The 20,915-nt window shown below is 63.7% G+C and carries 19 protein-coding genes; 6 read left to right on the top strand and 13 right to left on the bottom strand.

What is annotated here, in order from left to right; genetic code table 11:
* Positions 1-172: 172 nt before the first annotated feature.
* On the bottom strand, positions 173-2,482 hold the full coding sequence (locus VF769_RS11885; protein WP_331008627.1) for a putative bifunctional diguanylate cyclase/phosphodiesterase: 2,310 nt from the start codon (positions 2,480-2,482) through the stop codon (positions 173-175).
* Positions 2,483-2,796: 314 nt separating this feature from the next.
* Here VF769_RS11885 and VF769_RS11880 point away from each other — a divergent pair, with 314 nt between their 5' ends.
* A complete protein-coding gene (locus VF769_RS11880; RefSeq protein WP_331008626.1) occupies positions 2,797-3,552 on the top strand; it encodes a hypothetical protein in 756 nt (251 codons plus the stop codon).
* Here the strand turns inward: VF769_RS11880 and VF769_RS11875 are convergent.
* The 3 genes from VF769_RS11875 to VF769_RS11865 all read right to left on the bottom strand — a co-directional run bounded on the left by VF769_RS11875 (position 3,549) and on the right by VF769_RS11865 (position 8,571).
* The gene (locus VF769_RS11875; RefSeq protein ID WP_331008625.1) at positions 3,549-5,375 is read right to left on the bottom strand and encodes a putative bifunctional diguanylate cyclase/phosphodiesterase; all 1,827 of its coding nucleotides are present in this window, start codon (positions 5,373-5,375) and stop codon (positions 3,549-3,551) included. The genes VF769_RS11880 and VF769_RS11875 overlap by 4 nt on opposite strands.
* A gap of 147 nt (positions 5,376-5,522) precedes the next feature.
* Positions 5,523-5,882 carry a response regulator gene (locus VF769_RS11870; protein WP_331008624.1) on the bottom strand — a complete coding sequence of 120 codons (360 nt, stop codon included), beginning with the start codon at positions 5,880-5,882 and terminating at the stop codon, positions 5,523-5,525.
* A 13-nt stretch (positions 5,883-5,895) separates the two neighbouring features.
* Positions 5,896-8,571, bottom strand: a complete 2,676-nt coding sequence (locus VF769_RS11865; protein WP_331008623.1) for a PAS domain-containing hybrid sensor histidine kinase/response regulator — start codon at positions 8,569-8,571, stop codon at positions 5,896-5,898.
* A 169-nt stretch (positions 8,572-8,740) separates the two neighbouring features.
* On the opposite strand from VF769_RS11865, the gene VF769_RS11860 reads away from it, so the two are divergent.
* Entirely contained in the window at positions 8,741-9,343 is a 603-nt protein-coding gene (locus tag VF769_RS11860; protein ID WP_331008622.1) for a helix-turn-helix domain-containing protein, read from the top strand.
* On the opposite strand, the gene VF769_RS11855 is transcribed toward VF769_RS11860, so the two are convergent.
* Positions 9,340-9,636: a hypothetical protein gene (locus VF769_RS11855; RefSeq protein WP_331008621.1), complete on the bottom strand. Its 297-nt coding sequence runs from the start codon at positions 9,634-9,636 to the stop codon at positions 9,340-9,342. The genes VF769_RS11860 and VF769_RS11855 overlap by 4 nt on opposite strands.
* Positions 9,637-9,850: 214 nt before the next feature.
* On the opposite strand from VF769_RS11855, the gene VF769_RS11850 reads away from it, so the two are divergent.
* Together VF769_RS11850 and VF769_RS11845 are read left to right on the top strand one after the other, a co-directional pair.
* Positions 9,851-9,985 carry a hypothetical protein gene (locus VF769_RS11850; protein WP_331008620.1) on the top strand — a complete coding sequence of 45 codons (135 nt, stop codon included), beginning with the start codon at positions 9,851-9,853 and terminating at the stop codon, positions 9,983-9,985.
* A gap of 99 nt (positions 9,986-10,084) precedes the next feature.
* Positions 10,085-11,755, top strand: a complete 1,671-nt coding sequence (locus tag VF769_RS11845) for a hypothetical protein (RefSeq protein ID WP_331008619.1) — start codon at positions 10,085-10,087, stop codon at positions 11,753-11,755.
* Here the strand turns inward: VF769_RS11845 and VF769_RS11840 are convergent.
* From VF769_RS11840 to VF769_RS11830, 3 genes are read right to left on the bottom strand one after another with little or no spacing between them, the layout of a single operon-like run.
* On the bottom strand, positions 11,752-12,543 hold the full coding sequence (locus tag VF769_RS11840) for a hypothetical protein (protein ID WP_331008618.1): 792 nt from the start codon (positions 12,541-12,543) through the stop codon (positions 11,752-11,754). The genes VF769_RS11845 and VF769_RS11840 overlap by 4 nt on opposite strands.
* Complete coding sequence (locus tag VF769_RS11835) at positions 12,540-13,019, bottom strand: DUF3592 domain-containing protein (protein WP_331008617.1); 480 nt, start codon at positions 13,017-13,019, stop codon at positions 12,540-12,542. The genes VF769_RS11840 and VF769_RS11835 overlap by 4 nt, the downstream gene beginning before the upstream one ends.
* Positions 13,019-13,573 (bottom strand): hypothetical protein, encoded by a 555-nt coding sequence (locus VF769_RS11830; protein ID WP_331008616.1) that lies wholly within the window; start codon positions 13,571-13,573, stop codon positions 13,019-13,021. Before VF769_RS11830 ends, VF769_RS11835 begins: the two co-directional genes overlap by 1 nt.
* 192 nt (positions 13,574-13,765) lie before the next feature.
* Here VF769_RS11830 and VF769_RS11825 point away from each other — a divergent pair, with 192 nt between their 5' ends.
* The gene (locus VF769_RS11825) at positions 13,766-15,595 is read left to right on the top strand and encodes a hypothetical protein (RefSeq protein WP_331008615.1); all 1,830 of its coding nucleotides are present in this window, start codon (positions 13,766-13,768) and stop codon (positions 15,593-15,595) included.
* Here the strand turns inward: VF769_RS11825 and VF769_RS11820 are convergent, their stop codons facing one another.
* The 5 genes from VF769_RS11820 to VF769_RS11800 form a co-directional block, all read right to left on the bottom strand.
* A complete protein-coding gene (locus VF769_RS11820; RefSeq protein ID WP_331008614.1) occupies positions 15,596-16,210 on the bottom strand; it encodes an ABC-type transport auxiliary lipoprotein family protein in 615 nt (204 codons plus the stop codon). It abuts the gene before it with no gap.
* Entirely contained in the window at positions 16,207-17,055 is an 849-nt protein-coding gene (locus VF769_RS11815; protein ID WP_331008613.1) for an MlaD family protein, read from the bottom strand. The genes VF769_RS11820 and VF769_RS11815 overlap by 4 nt, the downstream gene beginning before the upstream one ends.
* Positions 17,056-17,059: 4 nt before the next feature.
* Entirely contained in the window at positions 17,060-17,821 is a 762-nt protein-coding gene (locus tag VF769_RS11810; RefSeq protein ID WP_349258135.1) for an ABC transporter ATP-binding protein, read from the bottom strand.
* The gene (locus VF769_RS11805; RefSeq protein WP_331008611.1) at positions 17,815-18,939 is read right to left on the bottom strand and encodes an MlaE family lipid ABC transporter permease subunit; all 1,125 of its coding nucleotides are present in this window, start codon (positions 18,937-18,939) and stop codon (positions 17,815-17,817) included. Before VF769_RS11805 ends, VF769_RS11810 begins: the two co-directional genes overlap by 7 nt.
* A gap of 125 nt (positions 18,940-19,064) precedes the next feature.
* Complete coding sequence (locus VF769_RS11800) at positions 19,065-20,312, bottom strand: MFS transporter (protein WP_331008610.1); 1,248 nt, start codon at positions 20,310-20,312, stop codon at positions 19,065-19,067.
* Positions 20,313-20,401: 89 nt separating this feature from the next.
* On the opposite strand from VF769_RS11800, the gene pip reads away from it, so the two are divergent.
* Positions 20,402-20,915, top strand: a 514-nt coding sequence (gene pip, locus VF769_RS11795) for a prolyl aminopeptidase (RefSeq protein WP_331008609.1), incomplete at its 3' end; no start/stop codon positions are given.

Raw genomic sequence — 20,915 nt, 5'->3', positions numbered from 1 at the left:
CCCCGTTAACCGCGCGCATGGGTTGGCATGCCGATTTTGCCGAATTTTGTCCATAGCGCGACGCACGCCGCGATTTCTCAAGCCGCGCACATAAAAGTGACGCTTCAAGTGATTGGATCTCTGGAAAATCGTCGCCGAAGCGAAATGAGCCTCGTTTGCGAGGGGCCGCGCCTCAGGTCCGGCGCAGGCGCAGTTCCGAGAGAGTCGCGCTGGCCTCGCGCGCCGGCGCGGCGGCGACGTGACCAAGGCCCGACACCAGCGCGGCAACCTGGTCGGCCGGAACCGCCGGAGAGAAGAAGAAGCCCTGCAGCTCGGTCACGCCCACCAAGCGCATGACGGAGGCTTCCGCCTCAGTCTCGACGCCCTCGGCCACGATCTCCATGCCCAGACCGCGCCCCAGCGTGACGACGGACTGGATGATCGTCATGGCCCGTTTGCGCTCATGGATACCGGTCACGAACGCGCGGTCGATCTTGATCTTGTCGAAGCGGAAATCGCACAGATAGCGCAGCGACGAATAGCCGGTGCCGAAATCGTCGAGCGCAACCTTGAAGCCCATGCCGCGTACGGCGTCGAGAATCTGACGGTTGCGGTCCGTCGTCTCCATCAGGACGCCCTCGGTAACCTCCAGCACGATCCGCGCGGGGTTCACGGCGTGTTTCGCGACGAGGTCTTTCAGCAATTCGGGCAGATCGACATGGCGGAACTGGACTGGAGACAGATTGATCGCCACGTCCAGGTCAGGCCAAAGCTTGGCTTCCTCGAACGCCCGTTCGATCACAAAGGCGCCCAGGGCCGGCATCAGCCCCGCCTCTTCCGCGATGGGCACGAAAACGGCCGGCGAGATGTCGCCCTTGGTTGGATGCTTCCAGCGCAACAACGCCTCAACGCCGGTAACGCGTCCGCCCACGCAAGAGATGAGCGGCTGATAGTGCAATTGCAGCGCCCTGGCTTCGAGCGCGGCATGTAACTCAAGCTCAATCTCGCGCCGCTGCTCGACCTCCGCCGCCATCTCGGCGCTGAACATCATTGCGCAATCGCGCCCCTTGTTCTTGCCCTGATAGAGCGCGATATCGGCGTTCCGCATCAACTCGGCCGGCGATGCGCCGTGATCGGGCGCAACGGACAAGCCGATCGAGGCGGTCATGCGGATGTGTTGACCGTAAACGTCGAAGCTCTCTTCGAAGGCGGCGCGCAGGCGTGCGGCCAGTTCGTCGGCCGCCTCCGGCTTGTTGGCGCGGCACAGCACCGCAAATTCGTCGCCGCCGAAGCGCGATAGGAAGTCTTCCGGCGCGATAGCGCCCTGCAAGCGCTTGGCGACGGCCATGATCAAGGCGTCGCCGGCCTGGTGCCCCATCGTGTCATTGATGTCCTTGAAGCGATCGACGTCGATATAGGCAACGACAACACGGCCATTATTGCGCTGCTGGATCAGCGCATCGAGCTGCTCCTGCAAACGGTCCACGAAATGGTGCCGGTTCGGCAAACCGGAGAGCGAGTCATGCAGCGCCTGATGACGCGATTGCTCTTCGCGATCCGCCAAGTCCGTCGAGGCGCGCTTCAAGCGCCGGATCATCGTCCAGGTCAACAAGCCCGCGCCGATGACGCCAAGCGCGACGAGCGGCAAGATGAAGACCAGCAAGAACTGCCCTGGCTGCTTCGGCGTCCAGTTTAGATAGCCGATCGGCGTGCCGTCATCGGCCAGAAACGGCTCAGAGATCAGGCCTTCGACGCGCGTCGGTCCAGATGACAGCGTAAGATCGGGCATCAAGAGCGTTCGGCCGACCGACGCCATGAAGTCCTCGTCCATGCGAACGATCGAAACCATCAGATGCGGTTCGCCCACCAGCACGTTGGCGTCCACGCTCGGGACAATCGCCATCGCACTGACGACAGCGGGAACGCCGCCAACCGTCAGAATGTGGCCCGACCAACTCGCGTCGCGGGCGCCAAGCAGGAATGAATAGCGTTCTTGGTCGGCCGTGAAGGCGCCGTCACGGACGCGCAGCCCATCGTCACGCTCGCCTCGCGCCGCGCGCACGACCCGTTCAAGCACGTTGGCGCGGCGCGAGAACGCGACCGCCGGATAACGCTGCAACTCGCCGCCAATATTCGCGTAAATCGGCCGATTATCGCCATCGACGAGGTACATTTCGTCGTGGCCGTAGGTCTCGTAGAAATAGACCCCGATATTGGTCTCAATCCAGTCGAGATCGAGCGGCCGGCGCTGCGCGTTGATGACCGCGTCGTCCCACCAAGCGATCGCCTTCTCTTCATTGAGTACGCGGCTAACCGCCTGGTCCAGCGCGTTTTCAACCAATTGCCGCTCGCGCTCGATGGCGGTGCGGTTCGCGGACCAGCCGGCATAAGCCACAACCGCCAAGAGGAGCAGGCCAAAGAAGGTCAGCACCGCTCCGATGACCAGCGTCAGACGACGCAGGTCATTCTTGTAGGGAACAGATCGGATGCCACCCAGTGTCATGGTTATGCCAAAGTAAACAAGGAGTAATACGCGCCAATGCTGAGTTATGGCATACGTTCACGAATATAATCTTACTCACAACAGGCAGATTTATTTCTATTAGACTAATAATGGGGGCCAAGCTTGATTTGACAGCCGATCGGCAGAGGCTTGTTAACCTTGTATTTTAATAAAGGTAAATGCAGATTAGGTATTGCCACCCAGGAATTTACGCATTATTAGGGAAATGTCGCCGGTGGAAGCAATGATCGGGGGACAACCAGGTACTCGCTTCCCCAGCCCAGGTAATAGTTAACAAACGTCAGGAACGCCCGATGACGCGGTACGTCGTAAAGACGCGCGCCGACAGCCTTGCGCTCAAACGCGCTGCTATCGCGATTGAGCAATCGGCGTGGAACGCGCTGGGTTACCTCAACTTCACACGCGCGCACTTCAAGCATTACGACGAGCTCTTGGAGCGCTACGCCGATTTTCAGATCTGTCTGGTTGACGAAGACACAGGTTACCCGGTCGCGATTGGCTGTTGCGTCCCGTTCTATTGCGACGATCCCGACAAGCTTCCGGCCGAGGGCTGGGATTGGATTGTGGAATCGGCGGGCCGTGCGGACGTGACGCCAAACATGCTCGGCGGGCTCGGCATTTCGGTGCCGCAAGTGCACCGCTCGAAGGGCCTCGCCCGCCTCGTCATCAAGGCGATGCGCGACATGGCGGAAGAATGCGGCTTTCAGGGCGTGGTCATTCCAGTGCGCCCCACCGCCAAAGCAAAGCACCCCGACGTGCCCATGGCCGAGTACCTGCGTTGGACCGACGACAAAGGCCGCACCTATGATCCTTGGCTGCGCAGCCACCTTGCCGCCGGCGGCCGCATCGTCGGCCAAGCGACGCGGTCCATGGTGGTCGAGGAGCCGGTATCGTTCTGGGAAACGTGGGCGGGCCGCACATTCGAGCAATCTGGCGATTACGCGATCGACGGCGGATTGACCAAGGTCTGCGTTGACCTTGAGCGCGGCGTCGGCGTCTACGAAGAACCGAACGTGTGGTTCTCTTATAAAATCCCGGCGAACGCCTAGACCGCTTTGCGCAACGCCTTCGGATCGTAAATGGGCTCGGCGATCGCGGCGCCGTAGAGGTAGCCTTGCGCCAACTCGCAGCCCATGGCGCGTAACGCATCCGCCGTCGCAGCGTCCTCAACGCCTTCAGCCGTCACCTTAAGCCCAAGCGCTTTGCCGAGCCCCACGAGCGCCCCCACGATCGTTTGATTTTCGCGGTCGGTGGTGATCCGCGCCACGAACGAGCGGTCGATCTTCAGTTTGTCGATGGGCAATTCGCGCAGCAGAAAGAGCGACGAATAGCCGGTGCCGAAATCGTCGAGCGCGATCTGCACGCCCTGGTTCTTCAACGACAGCAATGACGACTTGGCGCGCGCCACGTCGCCTATCATCGCGCTTTCCGTCACTTCGATTTCCAGACGACGCGCCGGGAAACCCGTTTCACGCAGCGTGCGCAGCACCTTTTCCGGGAACCATTGATCGCGCACTTGGCTGGGGGAAATATTGACCGCGAGGATGAACTCGCCCGGCGCCTCGAGCGCCTTGCGGCACGCCTGCGCCAGCAGCGCCCAGAACATGGCGTCCACGAGCCCCGCCTCTTCCGCGACAGGAATGAACGCCACCGGCGAGATCATGCCGCGTTCGCGGTGCGGCCAGCGCGCCAGCACTTCAAAGCCCGCCAATTCGCCCGTGTCGACACGCACCACCGGCTGGAAGTACGGGACGATATCGCCACCCGGGATCGCGGTGCGCAATTCCGTTTCGAGCGCTGCTTTCGACTTCAGCTCTTCATCGATCGATGAATCGAAGAATTGATAGGCGCCGCGATCTTCCTTCGCCCGCAGCATGGCCGCGTCGCCACGTTGCAGCAATTCCGCGGCGTCGTGGCCATCCTCGGGGCACAGCGCGACGCCGATCGAGGCGCCAACCGTCAGCTTCAAGCCGTTCACAAGGATCGGCGCGGAAAGTTCATGCAATATCCGGCGCGCCGCGGCGGCAACCCCCTCGCGGCCACCAGGGCCTTCGACCAGGATCGCGAACTCGTCGCCCCCCAGACGGGCCGCGAAACTGTCGTCGCGAATGCAGCCGTTCAGGCGCGTCGCGATCACTTGCAGCAATTGGTCGCCGATCGCGTGGCCGTGCACGTCGTTGATCGGCTTGAAGCGATCGAGGTCGATGAACATCAGCGCGAAGGCGCTTTGCTCTTCCCCGACCAACGCCAGGCGGCGCTCGAGCTCTTCCAGGAAGTGACGGCGGTTGGCGAGCCCTGTCAAAGGATCATGGCGCGCCAGCGTTTGCGCCAACGCCTCCGCGGCTTGCCGCTCGTTGATCTCGGCCGAAAGCGTTTCGTTCGCCGCCACCAGATCCTGCGTACGCTCCAGCACGGTGCGTTCAAGATCGTTACGGATGGCGTCGAGTTCCAGCACGGCTTTTCGCCGATCGAGCTGCGCCTTCACGCGCGCGCTCAAAACCCGCAAATCGATGGGCTTGGAGATGTAGTCGTTGGCGCCGCCTTCAAGCGCCTTTGACACGATATCACCATCATCCAGCGCCGTGACCACGATCACCGGCACGTGCTCGGCGTCAAAGCGCGCGCGAATGCCCGTCAACGCATCGAAGCCCGAACGCTCCGGCATCATCCAATCGAGCAGCACCAGTTCGATATTATCTTCCGCGATCGCATCCTCGATGCCGATCGCGGTTTCGCGCAACACGACTTCGTAGCCGCGCCGCTCCAAGCGGCGGCCCAACATGTCGCGATTCTGCGCCTGGTCATCGACCAGCAGAATGCGCCCAAGGCGCGTCGCGGTGGACGCGCCATCATCGCCTTGCGCCGGAGACATCCGTCCCCCTTCGCCCCAAAACACCAATACCAGCGTTCGGTTGTAATGGATCGAGGTTGAAGCGACGCTAACGACGCGTCCGAATTGATCGAAAAAATCGCAAAATAAGCGCTAACCTTGATGCGCGCTAACCATGCGTGCGACAGATCAAGCGGCGTATTTCTCGATCAACGCAACGAGTCCCGCGAAATCGACGGGCTTGGTCGCAAAATCATCGCAGCCGGCTTCCATGCATTCCCGACGGGCGCTCTCCATCGCATGCGCGGTGAGCGCCACGATCTTCACACCCGACACTGTCGGCGTTTGCCGTAGCACCTTAGTGGCCTCGATGCCCGACATCACTGGCATCGAAATATCCATCAGGATCAGGTCCGGCGCGCATTTCTGCGCCATCTCCACGGCTTCGGCGCCATTCTCCGCGCAATGCACTTCATAGCCGCGTCGCTCAAGCCGGCGCGTCAGCATTTCGCGATTATCAGGGTGGTCTTCAGCGATCAAAATACGCATGGGGAGACGCCTTTCACGCACTTCTTGCTATGGACGACAATACCGACGCTTGCGCCGGAGCGGGATTAGATTCAACGCGCGCAAAGCGCAATGCCGTAGCCGCGAGAACATCGCGGTCAGCAGGCTTAACAAGGAGTTCACACGCCCCCGCACTCAACGCGCGTGGACGGTCGTCGTCGATAGAATGCACGATGACCGGTATGGCGGCCGTGTTGCTGGAGCCAAGCATCGCCAACACGTCCCAGCCCGCCATGTCCGGCAGATTGATGTCGAGCAAAATCAGACTGGGCTTAAGCTCGCGCGCCATGGACAGCCCCTGCTTGCCCGATGCGGCGCTCACGACTTCAAAGCCCAAGCGCGTCAACGAGCGGCCTGTGAGATCGCGCACGCTTTCGTCGTCATCGATCAACAACACGACGCGCTGCTTTCCTTGACCGGCGGCGGCGTCCGCATCGATGCGCTCGTGCGCCTGCAATCCGGCGTCGAGGCGGGCGGGGAATCGGAGCGTGAATGTCGAGCCCTCGCCCGGAGCACTCACAACAGTGACATCACCGCCCAGCAACTGCATCGTGCGCCGCGTGATCGCGAGGCCCAGCCCAGTGCCGCCGTATTTGCGCTCGGTCGATGCATCCGCCTGCATGAATGCGTTGAACAGCCGCAATAGCTGATCTTCGCTCATGCCGATGCCGGTGTCCGACACTGATATTTCGACAATGTCGCGATCGCCGCCCATGTGCCGCGCCGCGCGCACGACGATCTCGCCGTCTTGCGTGAACTTCACCGCGTTCGCGAGCAAATTGAGCAGGCACTGATTGAGCTTGAACGCATCGGTGGATGCGCTGCCAATATCGGCCACCTCAAGCGTCACCTTGTTTCCATTCTTCTCCGCGCTCGGCCGCACCGTCGCTACGGCTTCGCGCAGCAATTGCGGCACGTCGAACTCGCCGACAGCCAATTCCATGCGGCCCGCTTCGATCTTCGAAAGGTCGAGGATGCCGTTGATGAGGTGCAGCAATTGCCGCGCCGAACTCAGCACGCGCTGAATGTCGGCGATGTCGCTGTCACGGCCGTCGGCCTCCGCCTCCTCCTGCAATATCTCGCTGTAGCCAATAATTGCGTTGAGCGGGGTGCGCAGCTCGTGGCTCATATTGGCGAGAAACTGAGACTTGGCGACATTGGCGTAGTCCGCCGCCTCACGCGCTGCGCGCAACGAGGCGATGGTGCCGGCAAGCGCGGCGTCGCGTACGTCCAATTCCTCAAGCAAGCCCTCAAGCCGCTCATACATCTCTTCGAGATTGATCGCGGCTTCATCAATCTCATCGGCGTGGGCCACGCCCGCCGGCGCGAACTCGGCGAACAGCGCGCGGTTCGCCTTCAGCTTCGTTTCGGCGCGGTGCATGGCGGCGATGAACGCGGCTTCCTGCTGTTTGCGTTCGGTGATGTCCTTCGCAAGCACAATCAGTTTGCGCACGCCGCCCGATCGTCCCACGACACGGCGCGACCAAAGCTCCGTCCACTTCACCGTGCCGTCCGGGCGGATCACACGATGCTCAAGCGCGCCTTCGGCGCCTTGCAGGATGCCGTTGAAATACTTCTGGATGAGCGGATGATCGTCGACGTGGATCAGCGGCGTTGATGTGTTGACGAATTCGTCGAAATTGATCGTGCGTCCGTACAGAGGGATTGGATCACCGTGCCAAGTGACCTCGTGATGTTTGAAATCAACTTCCCAGACAATGCTGCGCCCCGCCTCAAGCGCCATGCGCAAACGTTGTTCGTTCTCGATCACTTCGGCGCGCGTTTCCACCAACGAGGTGATGTCGCGGCCGTAGGCCACAGCGCCCAAAATCTCTCCGCTGGCGGCGCGCCAGGGCCGCACGCCCCACTCGAACCACATCGTCCCATATGCGGATTTGGTTTCGTCTTCGTCGTAGCGGATGCTCTCGCCGAGCAACGCGCGTTTGAAGGCGTCGCGCCATTTTTCCGGCGACCAGGGGATCAGATCGTCGAGTTTTTCGCCAACACCTGTACCTTTGACGCGCAGCGCCAAGCGCATCGGCTCGCTCATCGCCAGAACGCGCCCATCCTTATCCATCAACGCAGCGGCAAGTTGTCCGTGATCGATAACAAGCTTCCCCATGGTCGCGCTGAGATCCTGCTGGAGCGCAGCTTCACGCAACGCGCGCTCCGCATCCGCCGCGCTAATGCGCGCGAGCGTGACGTACGCCATCAACGAACCGCCGCCGACAGCGGCGATCAACGCCAGATCCCAATCCGGCTGGCGTGACATCGCGGCCATCACAAGCGGCGACGCCAGCAGTGAAAGCGCTGGCGGGGCGGCGCCGGCGAGGGCGATGAGCAACGAGCCCGAGGCGCCGCGGCTGAAATGGCGCACCACACCGGCCACCCACAGCACCATCGCCGCGGCCGCGGCTGCGGCCTCGCCATGAAGCCAGAGCGCCGCAGGCAAGGTGGCGTAAAAGGCGGAGCTGCCGAACCCCCAGGCGCACAGGCCCCAGAGCACACGGCCCTCGATCTTCGCATCGGCGGCGTCGAGCCGACGATAAAGCTCGGTGTCGAAGATGAGCAGCAGGGCCATGACCGCGGCCCATGCTACGGGAATGCTTCCGCCCATGATCGCGGCGGCCAGCCCGCCGGTCAGCAGCACCAAAGCCACGGATGCCGGCATTTCGCGCCGTCGTGTCTCTGCCGCGCTTGCGATCGCTATGGGCGTCGTTTTTGTCATTTTGGACGCGCTCCCCCCGAACGTATCCGCACAACGCTGCCAGCAGCCTGTGAATTAACCCTAAACCAGAGGACACATTCGCGCCGGGACTCGCTTTATTCTTGCGCCAGATATGCCGCGCCATGCCGACCCCGCCTTGCCCGAGCGCCGCCGCGGCCAGATTATGGAGGCGGCGCGGGCCTGTTTTCGCGAACGCGGCTTTCGGCAGACGACGATCGAGGAAATCTGCGCCGAGGCGCGCATCAGCCCCGGGGCGCTGTACCGCTATTTCCCAGCCAAGGCCGACATCGTCGCCGCGATCGCCCTCGACGCCCGGGCCGACGCCGAGGCGGCGCTCGACCACGTTGGCGATGCCGAAGCCCTGATCGAAGGCTTGGCAGACTTGGCGCGGACTTTCCTAGAGGCGTTCGATAAGGCAGGCCACGCCGCCCTGCTCTCGGATATCTGGGCGGAGGCCGCCCGAGATCCTTTGCTGGCCAAGGCCTTAGCAGAACGCGACCGCGTCGCCCGGGGCCGAATTGCAGGCGCGATCGATAAGGCCCGTCGCACCGGGGGCGCTTATCCCGCCATAGAGTCCGACGAAGCGGCCGAGACGCTGCTCACCGCCCTTGAGGGCTTCGCCTTACGCCGCGCATTGTGGCGCACAGAGCCGATCGCGGCGAGCGTCCGCAAATTCCGCACGCTTGCCCTCCACCTGCTCAAGCCCAAGCGCTAGCCGCGGTGGGCCAGGATAATGGCCACGTTCACCACGAAGCAGAGCACCGAGAGCGAGAACAACCACGGAAAGCCGTGATTGTGCGGTCCGCGCCGCGCGATCACTTCTAAGGCGCCTCCCAATACCACGAGACCGGCTGAAGCGGCCATGATCCAGAGCTCGTAGCGGTGTAGAAGGTCATGAAACGGCTCAAAAAAATCGGCCATGAGCGCGATGCCGGAGGTCGCGCCGGACACTGCCGCCGCAATCATCGCCAGGGCCGGCAGGCCGCAGCACAAGGCATGCAAGGCCACCACTGTCGCGTGAGCCAGGTGCGCCTTCCGGCCGGCGCGCGCAGTGTTATGTTGTAACATTGCTTGTTACTTAGCCGCTCGGGCGTGCGCGTCAAGCACGGCCGGGCGAGAAAGTAACGCCGAATTCGTTATTCCCTGGACATTACCGCTTTGGACGCTTGTCGCGTCGCCGCGAACAGCGCATATGCGCATCATCGCATTGAGGTAGAGGGCAATGCTCAGTCTTCTTGTCGCCGTTCGTGACGCGTTGCTCGCCATCGCACTTGCGTGGGTTGGGATTACGCTTGAAGAGCGTGCAGCCGAACACGCGCCGGCCGAACCCAGCGCCGAAGCATCGCGCGATCGCTGAAACCTTCTCCATGCGCGCCCCAAAGCAGCGCGCCGCCCTTGAAATGGTCTAACTTATTTCGTTTTCGTTGAGCGTTAGCAGACGCTTAAGGAAATTCGCATGAGCACGCCCGACCGCAAGAGCGATCCTGGCGCCAATATGAGTGTGCTCGCCTTCGTCGTGGCGGGGCTTTGGGTCGTCGGCGCGGCCGTCGCCGTCTTTGCGCTGATGGGGCAAGATCGCCTGCAGGCGCTCACCCTGGTCGAAGGCGCCGCGATTGGCGCGGCGGTGCTTTTCCCGGCGCTGATGGCGATCTTCTCGGGCGTCGCCGCACGCGACAGCGCCCGCGCCCGCGCCGAAGCGCAACGCCTGGCCGACGCCGCCGACCGCCTGCTCAATCCGGAACGCTCGGCCGAAGAGGCCGCGCGCCAATTGGCCCTCACCGTGCGCGGGGAGATCTCCACCCTCGATCAGGCGCTCGAGAAAACCCTCGCGCGCCTGCAAGAGGTCGAGGGCCAAATCGCGCGCCAAGCCCAAGTCGTGGACAACATGGCCGATCAAGCTCGCGCCGGCGCCGGTCAAATGATCTCCGGCATGGAGCGTGAGCGCGAGGAGCTGCTGCGCATCTCGAAGGAGCTCACCAACCACGCACAGACAATTGGCGACTCGATCTCGCGCCACACGCAATCGATCAGCGAAGCCGCGCGCGTGGCCGAAGCGGAAGTCCGCGCCGCCGACCAGGCGCTCGACCACCGTCTCACCTCGTTCGGCGCCGCCGCCGCCCTAATCAGCGATCGCACGCACGGCCTCTCCAGCGCCGCGCAAGCCAGCGCCGATTCCGCGCTCCGTCTCGAACAAGCGCTGTCCAACGCGCTCGATATTCTGGCCAAGGCCACGAACCTCACCGATGCCGCGCGCCAATCCGCCGAAGCGGCGACGCTCGCCGCCAATTCCACGGCCGGCGCCGTGCGCGACACCACGCATCGCGCTATCGATGACGCCAAGCGCGCCGCCGATCTGATCCGCAACGAAGCCGTCAATGTTGAACGCGAAGCCGCGATCGCACTGGAGCGTCTGCGTGACGCCGCAGACGCCGCGCGCAGCGCCGCCATCGGCGCGCGCGAAGCGGTCGAAGAGGAAGCGCCGCCGCAGCCGGCGCGGCCGCGCGTGCGTCGGCGCACTCCCGAAGCGCAAGAACCGAGCTACGACAATTCCTGGCGCGACGAGCCCGATCCGCTCGATGCGCCGCCGCCCCGCGCCCGGCGCGACGATGCACTATTCGGCGAACGCCAAGAGCGGTCGATTGAGCGTCCGCGCCAAGAAACCACGCCCGGCGACTGGACCTGGCGTGATCTGCTCTCGAACGTTGAAGACGGCGCCACGCCGCAATCCCCGCCCGTGCGCGGCGCACCCGCCGAGGACCCCGTCGCGCACCTGCGCCGCCGCATCACCCAGCCGCGCGCGGCCGCGCCTGCGCTGCCGATCATCGAGACAATCGAACAATCCGGTCTGCGCATGGACGAGGTGTTCTCACCCTCCGCGCTCGAACGCATCGCCCAGCGCTCCCGCGGCGGCACCCAAGCGCGTCGCCGCGCCGTCCGCGACGCAGCCCCCGACGCCACGCATCGCCTCGCCGACTTCCTAACGCGCGACGCGCAGGCCAACCAGGAAGCCATGCTCTTCCTGCGCAATGAAGGCATGCGCATCGCCGAACTTATCGGCCGCGGCCGCGCCGCGATGAACGCCGAGGCCACGCGCGCGTTTCTGCTGATCGACGCCGCAGCAGGTTAGGTCGACCGATAAATCCGTTTGAGACCCGCTTCACGTTCGGCGATGGCGGACGCGTTTTGCTCTGCCTCGATCGAGGTGTGCGGCTCCGGTAGCGCAGCGCGCGCCCAATAGCATGCACGTTCGAAGATGCGGGTATTTGTCGGCGCGCGCTCCAACGCAGCTTCGTAAAAGCGCATGAGTGCGTTTGCACCACGAATGTCAGAATCAATCGCGCGCACCAGCGCTTCGGCGCGATCAAACTCCAATTGTGCGATAAGGCGCTGCGCCTCGGGCGCCGCGCCATCCAAACGACGCGCTAGCGAAGCACCAGAGCTCTCCACCGCCGGCTTTGGCGTCACCTCGGGCGTGCGATCGCCGGCAAAAAGCGGCAAATAGGGTGAGGGGCGCGCGCCGATATCGAGCGATAGCATCGTCATTTCGAGAAATGGACCGTAGTCAGGCCAAAGCTCACGCGGCGCGCGCGCCACGCCGTGGATCACCGCGCCGTCATGCTCGAAGAGATAATGCGTCTCGCGCACCTCGCCTTCGCCCCCGATGTCCGCCGCGAGTCCTGGCCAAACATGCTCTTCGCCAACCGCCGCCACTTCGCGCACCGCGCCATCGCACACGCGCGCCATCAGCGCGCTCAGGTCCGATGCGTTTCCTGGATCTATCCTCCAGAGCCGCAATGTCGTCGGCGCGATCGCCGTCAGCGCCGCGATGCAATCGCCTGGCGCTTCGTTGTCTTCAAACAAGCCAGGCGGCGCTTCCATCGTGACGGCGCCGACGCGTTTGCGCGGATAAATCATCGGATGAAGCGGAACGCGAGGAACGCCACGCTCAGCGCGACGAGACCGACGATCATGAACACGATCGGCCCGATGCCCTTCTCGAGAATGAGAAACGCATTCTCGGGATGCGCATCATCGACCCACGCCTGCACGCGCGCGCCGAGCGGATAATCGGCCAGTTCAGCGGCGGCGTCTTCATGCGAGCCGTAAGTTGTCTCGATGATGTTCGGCCGCATCATCGCGCTTTCGTAATCGCGCCCATCGATGACATAGTGAAATCGCACCTCCGGCGCGTAGGTGGTCGTAGACGTGTTGCGCGACAAACTTGGGTCCGTGTCGCCAGACACGCTGCGCGTCACCGCCGAATGGATGATCTCCACCTCGATCGGGCGCGCATGTTCGGCGATGCGTTGCTGGAGCGCATATTGTGTGACGCCCACATAGAGCATCATCGCGCCCAGCCCCGCGAACATCATTACGAACACCCAGCGCATCACGCCTCCACCCCGCCGCGATACGACCTAGCGATTGCGTTTGCCATCGCGCGCGCCCGCTTCTCGCCACCGTGCTTATCCCAAATCCACGCCGCCACCCGCAGCCCACACGCATGCTCAAGCGCCAAAAAGCGGCCCGGCCAATCGTACACGTCCCAAAAGCCGACGACGTGGACGCTGAGGGCGCCGGACAATTCAACGCCGTCGGTCGCGGTGCGTCGCTCCACCGGCAGGCGCTTGGCGCTATCGCCCCAACCTTGCTCATCGCCGTGCGCCCAGCGCGTCGTTAACGCGCCGCGCGCGGCATTCACAAAGTCATCGATGTCCGCATGCGCGTCGCGGCGCGCGATCGCGATCACACCGTTGCTCTCCATGGTACCGGACAGCATTGAGCGCAGGTGTCGGTAGAGAACCAGTACGCCCACCGCCCGCCAACGTTCGTCCTTGAGCGGATCGGGCTTGTACCCGCGCGGCGCCCTCACAATGCCCCCGCCCGGCAGCGTGATTGTCTCTTTGGACGGCAAAGGAAAAGACATCATCGGGAATGCGTTCACTCAAACGCGCTTCTCATCGCCGGTTAACAACGGACGCGTCAACCTTAACCACTCTCCCAAAACGCAACGCGGCGCGGATTTTGCGCCGATCTGGCGCACGCGCGCCCGGCGAAACGCACTCGCGCTTCTGGCATGCGCGTTGCACGCCGCACTCGTTAACGCCTGAAAACCTTTGTGGGCGGGGAGTTAAGCATGCGGTACGACCTTGAGAGCGAGCGCGATCCGTTCGAAGGCTTCGGTGAACTCGAAGCTGCGAATGAGGATGTCGCGTTCCGTGATTTCGAGTCATTCGCCGACGAGCCGGCCACTGTGGAGCCGCGTGAACCATTCAAAGTGAAGACGGGCTTCTCCTGGGCCGGCTTCTTGGGCGGCCTCGCCGCGCTGCTCTGGATCGGCGCCGCGATCGGCGGCCCACTCTCCTATTACGGCGTCGAAGCCGTGATGACGATGGACCCGGCGATGCAAGCCGGCCTCATCGCCCTCGCCTTCGGCCCCGCCTTGCTCTTCTGGGTCGCCGCCTCCGCGGCGGCGGAAGCGCTCAAAGCGCGCAAGCTCGCGGTCGAACTCACGCGTATCGCCCAAGACGCGCGCACGCCGTCCGCCGCCGCCGAGGAAGGCGCGCAGCGCCTCACCAATGTCGTGAAATACGAGATCGAGAATCTCAACGACGCCGTAGCATCGGCGCTCGACCGTTTGGCCGAACTTGAGCGGACCACGCAGCGCAACGCCGCCCTCTTCAACGAGGCCGTCGCGTCCTCGCGCGAGAACGTCGAGACTATGGCTTACGCGCTGCAACAAGAACGCGACGCAATTGTCGAGTTGAACAGCGATCTCAAGGGCCAGACTGAAAACATGGCCAATTCGATTGGCCGTCAAATCCGGCTGATGCGTGAGGCGTCCAAGCTGGTGAAGACGGAGATCGTTTCGGCAGAGGACGCACTGCAATCCTATCTAAGCTCGTTTAGCGCGTCAGCGTCGACTCTCGGTGACCGCACGGCGCAGATGCACCGCGCCGCCGACAACGCCGCCGCCGCCAGCAATTCGCTGAACGGCGCCATGAGCCAAATGCTCGAAGGCTTGGCCGAGGCCACCCGCCTCACCGAAACCGCCAAACGCGCCAGCGCGGAAGCTGTGCTCGCCGCCAACGAAACCGCGGCCGCCGTGCGCGAGACGACGCGCAGCGCCGTGTTCGAAGCCAAGCGCGCCGCCCAGCTGATCCGCGCCGAGAACCAGGCGATGCAGGACGCCGCCGCCGAAACCTTGGCGAAGCTGGCGGAAGCCGCCGAGTCCGCGCGCGCCGCGTCCAGCGAAAGCCAAGCCGCCGCCGAACGTTACACCGCCAAGATCGAGCAACGCCTCAGCGCGCTCGCCTCGACAGCCGGCGCCAAGCGTGCGCCCGCCGCGCCCCTGCCCCGCGCCGAACGCCCGATCGAGCGCGATATCGAGCGCACGCTGGATCGCGTCGCCGCAGACGAACCGGAATTTTCCTCACTGCACGCCGCCGCCAGCGCCGCCGTAACCCGCACGCCGCGTCCGCGCGTGGAAAGCCGCCAAGAGCAAGCGCCGCAATCGCGCCGCGTGTTCAGAGGCTTCGGCGGCTGGGGCAATTTCATGCCGCCGCGCGAAGAAACGCCGAAAGCCGCCAATGAAGAGCGCCATGCGTTCGATCTCGCGGATTTCGGCACGCTGTCGAACAGCAATCCGGACGCCTCCTTGAAGCACAGCGCGCTCGACCTGGTGGCCGAAGCTGGCGTCGATCTCGACAACGTGCTCGATCCCCGCGACCTCGATATGATCGCCCAGCGCTCACGCGACGGCGCGGCCGCGCGTCGCCGTGCGGTAGAGAACGTTGCGCCAGTCGCGGTGAGCCGCATCGCGCGTCAGCTCAATCGCGATCTTGAGGCCCGCGCGCTCGCTGCTGAATTCCGCGCTCGACCGGATCTGGCCAAGAGCGAACACAAGGGCGAGGGGTCCGACCTCGTCCGCGCTTACCTGCTGATCGACGCGGCGCTCGCCTCGTAATCAGTTCGCCGCTGGCTGCTGCGTGGCCTGATCCGCCAACGCCGCCTCCGCCGCAAACACGCCAATGCGCGCGCTGCCTTCACGGGCGGCGCGCGCAAGCGCTTGGGTGGCGACGCTGGAGGATCGATCCGAAACGGGGGCCTGCGCTTCGATCACGCGCTGCGCGATGATGCGGCGACCTGGCGAGGCGACGATGCGGACGTCCGCTACGAACCGCGCCTGCATCGCCTCATCACGCACTTCGAAATCGAGCACGTCCCAGCGAACTTCATAATTCGCCCGGGTCTCGCCCGTACGGGTCGCGGCATTGAATGCGCCCTGGCCGGCTAGCGTATGGATCAACATGTTCTGCAGCGCGAACTCCGCCCGCGCCGACCATTGCGTCTGCGCCACGTAGGCCAGCTCGTCGCCCGTGCGCCAAATCACGTCTGTGCCCATGATCGTACGCTCGCCTGTCGGCTGCGCCACGGCGATGGTCGCGTCGATACGTTGCGACAGGGGCGCAACATCAGCCGATTCCAGAACGAACACGCGCGGCGGCGGCGGCGGCTCGGGCAGCAGCGAAATGCATCCGCAGAGCAACAGCGGCAAAAGGAGGATCGACGCGCGCATCATGGACGCAGCTCCACGCTAGGCCGCGGCGATTGCGGCGTAAGGACAGACGGGTTTTCTTCGAGATTGTTGGCGACTCGGGCGATGCCTGCGGCGGCGCGGCGGATTTCCTCCGCGGCGTTGGTTAGCTCCGGCAAGGTCTCGCCAGAAGCGGTCTGCGCCGCCTCGTTCATCGATGTCATGACCTGATCCAGTTCGGCCATGTCGTTCCGCAATTGGCGTGACAAAGCCGCGATCTCACGCGCCGCCTCGCCTGATTGGGTCACCACCGAGTTGCGGTCGGCCAATTGCGATGAAACATTCTCGAGGTTCGTGATGATGCGGCTCACGCGGGCGATGTTCTCATCGGTCAACAAATCGCGCACCGCCGCCATCGCTTCGCTCGCCCGCAGCGCGATGTCCTCCGACCGCGCCACCAGTATGTCGATCTGGCTGCCGCGCCCCTGAATCCGCGGCGGCGGAGCGCCGATTCCCCGGCGCAGAATTTCAGCCTCAGCGCTGCCCGCCGAGAGCTGAATCAGCGTCACACCCGTCAGACCGATCGGTTCTAGCTGCGCCGAGCTGTCGTCTTTCACCGGTACATCGGTCGAGACACGCACCCGCGCGATCACGCGGTTGGTGTTGTCGGGATCGATCCGGAGCGAATCCACTTCGCCGACCTTGATCCCATTGAAGCGCACTTCGCCGCCTTCGGTGAGGCCCCGCACCGGATCATCGAACACGATATCAAATTCGTTGAATCCGCGCCGAAACTCACTCGACGAGATCCACATCGCGAACAACATGATCAGTAACGCGCCGACAATTGTGGCGGCGCCGATGAGGACGTAATTGGCTTTCGTTTCCATGCCTCTACCCTCCCGCGCTGGCGCCGGCATGCGCCGCTCGCCCGCGCGGTCCAGAGAAATATTCCTTCACCCACCCTTGGGCGTTTGCTGTGATTTCCGGAATTGTGCCGATGGCGGCGACCTTGCCGCCGTACAGCACCGCCACGCGGTCGCAGATTGCATAAAGCGTATCCAGATCGTGCGTGACCAAGAACACCGTAAGCCCGAGTGAACGCGCGAGGTCTTGCGTCATCCGATCGAATTTCTCGGCGGAAATTGGATCGAGACCGGCCGTGGGCTCATCCAAGAACAACAATTCCGGATCAAGCGCCAAAGCGCGCGCGACGGCCGCGCGCTTGCGCATGCCCCCGGATATCTGCGCCGGGCGTTTATGGTGGGCGCTCGCGTCAAGTCCGGCCATCGACAATTTGAGCGCGGCGATCTCATCGCGCAAAACCGGCGATATCTGATGCGCGTGCTCGCGGAGCGGCGCGGCGACGTTTTCAAGCACGGTGAGGTTGGAGAACAGCGCACCATCCTGAAACATCACGCCCAAGCGCGGCACGACGCCTTGCGCTTCATGGTACGGAAAGCTGATCTCGCCCTCCGTCGGCCGATCCAGCCCCACGATCTCGCGCAACAGAACGGACTTGCCGCAGCCCGATGGGCCGACAACGCCCAATATCTCACCGCGACGCACGTCGAGGTTCAGGCCGTCATGCACGGTCTGGCGTCCAAAGCGGGTGACGAGGTCCCGCACGCGGATGGCGGTCTCCTCGCTCACCAATCCATCTCCAGGAACCAGAGCGCGAACAAAGCGTCGAGCAGAATGATCATGAAGATCGCCTGCACGACCGAGGTTGTGACGCGTTTGCCGAGCGAGCCCACATCGCCGCCGACGGACAAGCCTTGCTTGCAGGCGATCACGGCCAGCACCACGGCGAATACGGGCGCCTTCACCATTCCCACCCAGAAATGCTGCGACGGCACGACTTCCGAAATCCGCGCGAAGAACATCGCCGGGCTGACGTCGAGCGCCGACCAACACACCAACATGCCGCCGAGAATGCCCGCCATCGTCGCCGCAAAGGTGAGAATAGGCGTCATGATCAACATCGCGAAGACGCGCGGCGCCACCAGCGCATCCATCGGGTCGATCTCCATCACCCGCATGGCGTCGATCTCCTGGCGCATCTTCATCGCGCCGATCTCCGCCGTGAACGCACTATTGGTGCGACCGGCCAGCAGCACCGCAGTGATCACCACGCCAAATTCGCGCATCATCGAAAACGCAACGAGTTCAACGGTGAACACCGATGCGCCGAAATCGCCCAGAATCCGCGCGCCGAGATACGCGACCACCAGGCCGATGAAGAATGACAGCATCATCACGATCGGCAGCGCGTTGAGACCGGCCGTCTCCATCACGTGAACCAAGGAGGTCCAGCGAATGCGACGCGGCTCTAGAAGCTGGCGACCAAATACGACGAGCGTCTCGCCAAAAAACCCGACCGTCTGGATTATCTCTTCGCCGATGGCGGCCATGGCGCGGCCGACCTGCTCCAGAAAGCCCGTGAGACCACGCGGGCGATCCGGCTCGGTGAGTGCGCCGCCATAGGCCTTTCGCGCCGTCTCCAAGAGTTTCAGCGCGTTTACATGTTGGCCGCGAATAGCGATGCGCGACGAATCGCCGGCGGCGCTCTCGCGAAATGTCCGATCAATCAGATAGGCGCCGGCCACATCGAACCGTCCCAACGCGCTCACGTCGACGACGGCGCCCGCCTTTAACTTCTCGGTAAGCGCACGCAGCTCCGCCTCGGCGCTGGCGATGGTGTCCACCGTCCAATCGCCGCTCAACGCCAACACCGGCGCGCGGTCATCCTCGCGGAAATCAAATGTGGCCATGGCGGCCGTCACGTCAGCGTCCCTCGAAACTTTCTGTTCCCCAAACGATAAGAGCTAACAGAAAATATAAGGCAAAGATGCCGAAGGCGCTTTGAAGGCGAGGGTTCCCTTCCCGCGCGAAAATCTTACGAATGTGTTGCGTTTTTGGCGCGTGGCGGTGCGTCGAGGAGCTGAACAGCCAGCGCTCCGCCGGCCAACGTGATCAGCGCCATCGCCCAATAACCCTGCGCACCGACCGCGTCATAGAGCACGCCCGCCAGCAATGTTGATCCGCCGATCAGTATGCCGCCGGAGAGTGTTGAATAGAGCGTCTGCGCCATCGCCGCCTGCGCATCCGGTGTGTCACGATAGAGCAGCCGCATCGCGCCCACATGCGCCGCCGCGAAACTGAGCGCGTGCAGCGCCTGCAGCGGCCAGAGCACCCAGCCTGTCGGCGCAAATCCCATCGCCACCCAGCGCAGAACGCCGCCGCCTGCACCCGCCAGGATCAACGTCTCCGGAGAGAAGCGCCGCTCGAAGAAGCCGAGGCTCCAAAGGAAGGCGACCTCCACCGCGACCCCGATTGCCCACAGGAAGCCGATCGTCTCCGCCGCCACGCCTTGTCCTCGCCAGACAATGACGGAGAAGCCGTAATAGAACGCATGCCCGCTCTGAATCAGCCCACACGCGAAGATCAGAATAAGAAATCGCCGCGACCGCAGCAGGTCGAACACCGCATTCAAGCGCTCCGACGGGGCAACGTTTTGATGCGATGACGGATCCGGCAAGAGCGCCGTCCACGATGAGGCGATCACCGCCGCCAAAGCGCATAGCACCCACACGGCGACCGCGCCCACGCCGAATTGCGCGACCACGAAACCGCCCGCGATGTTCGCGAAAATGAACGCAACCGAGCCTATGCCGCGCGCCACGCCGTAATTGATCCGCCCCGTCGCCGTCGCGCGCAGCGTTGCCGCTTCGATCAGCGGCACCAGCGCTTGCACCAGCGACAGTGCAAGAAAGCCCAGCGCCAGGAGCTGCCAAAAGCCATCGGCGACAAGAAAAAACGCCGCGTATGCCGCCATGGCGGCGATCGCCATCAGCCGAAACGGCGTTCGCCGATCGGCCGCACCATCTGCCCAAAACGCGATCGCGGGGCCGGTGAATATCCGCGCCAATTGCGCCAGAGACAGCACCGCCCCGATCTCTGCGCCCGAGAGCCCACGCTCCACCTCCAACCAACGCGGCAAGAACACCAGGGTCACGCCGGTGGTCGCGAATAAGCACGACATCACCAAAGTGACCCGCGCGGCGCGGGATGTGAAAATAGAGGCGGTTTCGGCGCTCACGCGGGCGGGATCGATTCTTCTGAAGATGTCCGCGAGCCGTAGCATTGCGCGCGGCGCCGCTAAAGAGACCAACGCGCAGCCTTATGCCGCCGGTCGCGCTTGCGATCTGAGGCAAGGGCCCCTAACCAAATCTGATGTACGGCCAAACGCCCCCGCCGCGGCGCGACCTCTATCCGCCGCTCGAAGCCGCCAAGAGCGAAATGCTCAAGGTGTCGGACATTCACACGATCTATGTCGAGGAAAGCGGCAATCCCGAGGGCCTGCCCGTGGTGGCGCTACATGGCGGCCCCGGCGGCGGGCTCTCGCCCGAAATGCGCCGCTTCTTCGACCCCAAGCGCTATCGCGTCATTATGATGGATCAGCGCGGCTGCGGCCGCTCCATGCCGCATGCGGAGCTACGCGAGAACACCACCTGGGACTTGGTCGCCGATATGGAGCGCGTGCGGGAGCGCCACGGCATCAACAAATGGCTCGTGTTCGGCGGCTCCTGGGGCTCCACGCTCGCGCTCGCCTACGCCGCCAAGCACCCAGAGCGCGTCGCGGGCCTCGTGCTGCGCGGCATCTTCTTGCTGCGCAAGAGCGAGATCGATTGGTTCTACCAGCAAGGCGCCAGCAACATCTTTCCCGACGCCTGGGATCGCTACATCA

The sequence above is a fragment of the Vitreimonas sp. genome, assembly GCF_036392335.1.
Classification (GTDB): Bacteria; Pseudomonadota; Alphaproteobacteria; order Caulobacterales; family Aquidulcibacteraceae; genus Vitreimonas.
Note: the sequence above shows the minus strand (reverse complement) of the source record. Positions and strands in the feature narration are given on the sequence as shown.

What these genes read in the sequence shown, in the direction of transcription:
- VF769_RS11885 (WP_331008627.1), bottom strand. Translation starts at nt 2,482, where the DNA reads ATGACACTGGGTGGCATCCGATCTGTTCCCTACAAGAATGACCTGCGT.
- VF769_RS11880 (WP_331008626.1), top strand. Translation starts at nt 2,797, where the DNA reads ATGACGCGGTACGTCGTAAAGACGCGCGCCGACAGCCTTGCGCTCAAA.
- VF769_RS11875 (WP_331008625.1), bottom strand. Translation starts at nt 5,375, where the DNA reads ATGTCTCCGGCGCAAGGCGATGATGGCGCGTCCACCGCGACGCGCCTT.
- VF769_RS11870 (WP_331008624.1), bottom strand. Translation starts at nt 5,882, where the DNA reads ATGCGTATTTTGATCGCTGAAGACCACCCTGATAATCGCGAAATGCTG.
- VF769_RS11865 (WP_331008623.1), bottom strand. Translation starts at nt 8,571, where the DNA reads ATGCCGGCATCCGTGGCTTTGGTGCTGCTGACCGGCGGGCTGGCCGCC.
- VF769_RS11860 (WP_331008622.1), top strand. Translation starts at nt 8,741, where the DNA reads ATGCCGCGCCATGCCGACCCCGCCTTGCCCGAGCGCCGCCGCGGCCAG.
- VF769_RS11850 (WP_331008620.1), top strand. Translation starts at nt 9,851, where the DNA reads ATGCTCAGTCTTCTTGTCGCCGTTCGTGACGCGTTGCTCGCCATCGCA.
- VF769_RS11845 (WP_331008619.1), top strand. Translation starts at nt 10,085, where the DNA reads ATGAGCACGCCCGACCGCAAGAGCGATCCTGGCGCCAATATGAGTGTG.
- VF769_RS11840 (WP_331008618.1), bottom strand. Translation starts at nt 12,543, where the DNA reads ATGATTTATCCGCGCAAACGCGTCGGCGCCGTCACGATGGAAGCGCCG.
- VF769_RS11835 (WP_331008617.1), bottom strand. Translation starts at nt 13,019, where the DNA reads ATGCGCTGGGTGTTCGTAATGATGTTCGCGGGGCTGGGCGCGATGATG.
- VF769_RS11825 (WP_331008615.1), top strand. Translation starts at nt 13,766, where the DNA reads ATGCGGTACGACCTTGAGAGCGAGCGCGATCCGTTCGAAGGCTTCGGT.
- VF769_RS11820 (WP_331008614.1), bottom strand. Translation starts at nt 16,210, where the DNA reads ATGATGCGCGCGTCGATCCTCCTTTTGCCGCTGTTGCTCTGCGGATGC.
- VF769_RS11815 (WP_331008613.1), bottom strand. Translation starts at nt 17,055, where the DNA reads ATGGAAACGAAAGCCAATTACGTCCTCATCGGCGCCGCCACAATTGTC.
- VF769_RS11805 (WP_331008611.1), bottom strand. Translation starts at nt 18,939, where the DNA reads ATGGCCACATTTGATTTCCGCGAGGATGACCGCGCGCCGGTGTTGGCG.
- VF769_RS11800 (WP_331008610.1), bottom strand. Translation starts at nt 20,312, where the DNA reads ATGCTACGGCTCGCGGACATCTTCAGAAGAATCGATCCCGCCCGCGTG.